Origin of the sequence: Micrococcus sp. KRD077 (assembly GCF_017168505.1) — a bacterium.
Classification (GTDB): domain Bacteria; phylum Actinomycetota; class Actinomycetes; order Actinomycetales; family Micrococcaceae; genus Micrococcus; species Micrococcus luteus.
In genome coordinates, this window is record NZ_JABFAZ010000097.1 from 1 (window position 1) to 2339 (window position 2339).

Here is a 2339-nt window from a genome sequence, read left to right on the forward strand (position 1 = left end):
CCCCCACACCCCCGTGACCACCTCCGAAGGAGTAGGACATGACCACCCCCCGCTACGTGATGGCCATCGACCAGGGCACCACGTCCACGCGCGCGATCCTCTTCGACCACAGTGGGGCCATCGTGTCCACTGGTCAGCGCGAACACGAGCAGATCTTCCCGCGCGCCGGCTGGGTGGAGCACGACCCGGTGGAGATCTGGACAAACACCCGCGAGGTCATCGGCGAGGCCCTGGCCCGCGCCGAGGTGACCCGACACGACGTCGCCGCCGTGGGCATCACGAACCAGCGTGAGACCACCGTGGTGTGGGACCGCAACACCGGCAAGCCGGTGTACAACGCCATCGTGTGGCAGGACACCCGCACCGACCACCTCTGCGAGCGCCTGGCCGGCGACGTCGGCGCGGACCGCTACAAGGAGCGCGTCGGGCTGCCCCTGGCCACGTACTTCTCCGGCCCCAAGGTGGCCTGGATTCTGGAGAACGTGGACGGTGCCCGGGAGGCCGCCGAGAACGGCGACCTCATCTTCGGCACCACGGACTCGTGGCTCGTGTGGAATCTCACCGGCGGCGGCGAGGGCGGCCGGCACGTCACCGACGTCACCAACGCCTCCCGCACCATGCTGATGAACCTGGACACCCTCGACTGGAACGAGGAGATCTGCGCGGACATGGGCATCCCGATGTCCATGCTTCCGGAGATCGTCAGCTCCTCCGCCGAGGTGGGCACCGTATCCGGCCAGCAGCTGCTGCGCGAGACGCCGATCACCGGCATCCTGGGCGACCAGCACGCGGCGACCTTCGGCCAGGCGTGCTTCGAGGTCGGCCAGGCCAAGAACACGTACGGCACCGGCAACTTCATGCTGATCAACACCGGTGAGGAGCCGGTGCACTCGGACAACGGCCTGCTCACCACGGTGGCGTACCGCATTGGCGACCAGAAGCCGGTGTACGCGCTGGAGGGCTCGATCGCCGTCACCGGCTCGCTGATCCAGTGGCTGCGGGACAACCTCGGGATGATCGGCAGCGCCCCGGAGGTCGAGACCCTGGCCGCCGGCGTGGAGGACAACGGCGGCGTGTACTTCGTCCCCGCGTTCTCCGGCCTCTTCGCCCCGCACTGGGACGCCGCGGCCCGCGGCGTCATGGTGGGCATGACCCGTTACGTCAACAAGGGGCACATCGCCCGCGCGGCGCTCGAGGCTACCGCCTTCCAGAGCCGCGAGGTCCTGGACGCCATGAACGCGGACTCCGGCGTGGACCTCACCGAACTGAAGGTCGACGGTGGCATGGTCGCCAACGAGCTGCTCATGCAGTTCCAGGCGGACCTGCTGCGCGTGCCCGTCGTGCGCCCCAAGGTCATCGAGACCACCGCTCTCGGCGCCGCCTACGCCGCAGGCCTGGCGGTGGGGTTCTGGGCGTCCCAGGACGAGCTCGTGGCCAACTGGGAAGAGGACAAGCGCTGGGAGCCCACCACGGACGAGGAGGAGGTTGAGCGCGCCCTGCGGCTGTGGAAGAAGGCCGTGGAACGCTCCCGCGACTGGGTCGACGAGGACGTCGAGTCGGCCCAGGGCTGAGCCGTCCGGTCCGTAGGTCGGTCCGGCCGGCCCCGTGCGCCCCGTGCGCCCCGGGCCGGTCCGGGCCCTCCAGAAGGACCCCGAGCAGCACTACCCCCTCGTCGGCCGCCTGCGCGCGGAGCGGGGCGGGGGTCGGTGCCGTTGCCATCGGTGCAGCGGCCAGGCCCGAGGTGCCCGGCTGCTCCGACGTCAAGCTGTCCTCACCCAGGGCGTCCTCTTCCCCCGCCGCTTCCGCCCAAGGCGGCGGTGGCCAGGCAGGCGAAGTAGTCCGCATCCACGTTCCGGCCGTCCTTGATGGCGCTCCGATGTGGAATCTCCTCGGAGAGGTTCTCCTCGTCCGCGTTGTTCGCCGAGGCCACCACCTTTTCGAGGCCGGCCACCTCGGGCCGGAGTTCGCGCGCCCGTCGTCGCATCCTGCCCTCGCCGGTCCACTCATGGGTGCGTTCGGTGAAGGCGTCGAGTGGGTTCTCACACGCAGACAATCGGCGTGCTCGTTCGACGACGTTGGACGCCAGGATGTCCCGGAGCATCGTCATCTTGCCGGTTCCGGGGAGGCCGTTCACACCTGTAAGCGGCCATGAAAAGCTGCCCATAGGTGGCCAGGGAATGACCCGCTGACGGCCATGAGGACTGCCCAGTGATGGCCATCTGGTTTGCCCGCGTTGCTCGTTGCCCGCCGCGTCGTGAGCCGGCGGGGGCCTCCTCCCCGGGTTGGATATCGGTGTCGAATCGAATCCAGCGAGGAAGAGGCCCTGAATGAAGGATGCC

2 protein-coding genes are annotated in these 2339 nt (G+C 69.1%); one reads left to right on the top strand and one right to left on the bottom strand.

Features of this window, described 5'->3' with window-relative positions:
• The first annotated feature begins 38 nt into the window (after positions 1-38).
• Positions 39-1571 carry a glycerol kinase GlpK gene (glpK, locus tag J1M39_RS11920; protein WP_049145088.1) on the top strand — a complete coding sequence of 511 codons (1533 nt, stop codon included), beginning with the start codon at positions 39-41 and terminating at the stop codon, positions 1569-1571.
• A gap of 200 nt (positions 1572-1771) precedes the next feature.
• On the opposite strand, the gene J1M39_RS12390 is transcribed toward glpK, so the two are convergent.
• Positions 1772-2329 carry a hypothetical protein gene (locus tag J1M39_RS12390; RefSeq protein WP_342356417.1) on the bottom strand — a complete coding sequence of 186 codons (558 nt, stop codon included), beginning with the start codon at positions 2327-2329 and terminating at the stop codon, positions 1772-1774.
• Positions 2330-2339: the final 10 nt, after the last annotated feature.